The organism is Neptuniibacter sp., from assembly GCF_024231755.1.
In the GTDB taxonomy this organism is placed as follows: domain Bacteria; phylum Pseudomonadota; class Gammaproteobacteria; order Pseudomonadales; family Balneatricaceae; genus Neptuniibacter.
Genome location: NZ_JAAEQH010000186.1, coordinates 1 through 1,877 on the forward strand (window position 1 = coordinate 1; position 1,877 = coordinate 1,877).

1 protein-coding gene and 1 pseudogene are annotated in these 1,877 nt (G+C 45.3%); one reads left to right on the plus strand and one right to left on the minus strand.

Annotation, left to right across the window (positions count from 1 at the left end; translation table 11 throughout):
- A pseudogene (locus GY843_RS09990) lies at positions 1-1,012 on the plus strand (IS3 family transposase); the annotation flags it as partial.
- Here GY843_RS09990 and GY843_RS09995 read toward each other — a convergent pair.
- Positions 1,007-1,877 (minus strand): IS256 family transposase (locus GY843_RS09995; RefSeq protein ID WP_297309109.1); only part of this gene is annotated, 871 nt, incomplete at its 5' end. The pseudogene GY843_RS09990 and the gene GY843_RS09995 overlap by 6 nt on opposite strands.

The window sequence follows — 1,877 nt, forward strand, 5'->3', positions numbered from 1 at the left end:
AGAAGCGTATTCAGGAACTTGAAAAGCAGCTTAGAAAAGTTGAGCAAGAGAAAGAAATATTAAAAAAGGCTACCGCTCTCTTGATGTCAGACTCGCTGAACAATTCCAGATAATTAAGCGACTTGAAGGGAGCTTTCCGGCTAAGACATTATGTGACACGTTTGAGGTCCATAGAAGCAGTTATCGTTACTGGCGAAACAGGCCTGTACGTTTGTCATCAAAAGAGCTTCGAACAAGACACTTAATTAAGACGGCACATCGATTAAGTAATGGGTCTGCAGGGGCTCGCTCCATTGCGAAAATCGTAACCACGATGGGCGAAGACCTGTCACGTTATCGAGCAAGCCGAAGAATGAAGCTGCTGGGTTTAATTAGCTCACAACTTCCTAAACATCGCTATAGAAAGGTCGAACAGGCACATATAGCCGTTCCAAATGTGCTGGACCGCTGTTTTAACGTGGAGCGCCCAAACCAGGTATGGGTTGGAGATATCACCTATGTTTGGGCTGGTAAACGCTGGGCATACCTTGCTGTTGTAATGGACCTTTATGCCCGAAAACCTGTTGGGTGGTCGCTGTCACTGTCGCCTGACAGTGTGTTAACAAAGAATGCGCTGGAAATGGCCTATGAGTCCAGGGAGCAGCCAAACGAATTGTTGTTCCACTCAGACCAGGGTTGCCAATATACCAGCATTCAATTTAGGCAAGTGTTGTGGCGATATCAGATACAACAGAGTTTAAGTCGCAAAGGAAACTGCTGGGATAATGCACCAATGGAAAGGTTTTTTAGAAGCCTGAAAACAGAATGGATACCAGAAACCGGTTATCGCTCGTTCACTGAAGCGAAAGAACAAATTACTAATTATATTGTTGGTTATTACAGTCGTTATCGCCCGCATTCGAAGAACGGTGGATTATCACCTAACGATAAGGAAATAATGTACTGGAAAACCTATAAAGCCGTGGCCAAAAGAGACTGTAAGATTTTCTGTGTAAGTGGCGGTTTGTCATAGTGATACACGATCACTGTACATAATCATAAACTGACTCATTGCTGCTTTCCAATCTCTTATAGGCATTGTCCACTTCTTCGATATCTGATGAAGTGCCAGATACAGTATTTTCATCACTGAGTCGTCAGTTGGGAACGACCGTCTGGTTTTGGTGATTTTTCGCAGACTGGCATTCAGGGATTCGATTGCATTTGTGGTGTATATGACTTTTCGGATTTCCGGTGGATAGTCGAAGAACACACTTAGGCGTTCCCAGTTATTGCGCCATGACAAGCTAATCGTTGGGTGTTGGTCATCCCACTTCTCTGCGAATTCTGCCAGGGCCAACTCAGCTTCAGCCAGTGTAGCAGCACCATAAATACGTTTCAGATCAGCGGCAATTTCTTTACGTTGTTTCCAGTTCACATAACGCAGTGAGTGACGGATTTGATGCACAATACACAATTGCACCTGGGTTTTGGGATAAACCGCTTCAATAGCTTCAGGAAAGCCCTTCAGACCATCACAGCAAGCAATGAAGATATCTTGTAGACCGCGGTTTCTCAGTTCGTTCATTACGGACAACCAGAACTTAGCCCCTTCGGTTTGTGCCATCCATAACCCCAGCAGCTCCTTCTCGCCATCGGTATTAATTCCCAGTGCCAGGTAAACAGATTTGTTCTGCACCGCACCAGAATCCCGGCTACGTACTACCAAACAATCCAGATAAACAACAGGGTATAATGCGTCTAATGGACGCTGCTGCCATTGCTTTACCTCATCCATCACTTCATTGGTAACTTGAGAGATAAAAGTCGGCGAGACTTCTACGCCGTAGGATTCCTCGAAATGCGCCTGGATATCTCGTGTTGACATGCCTCGCGCA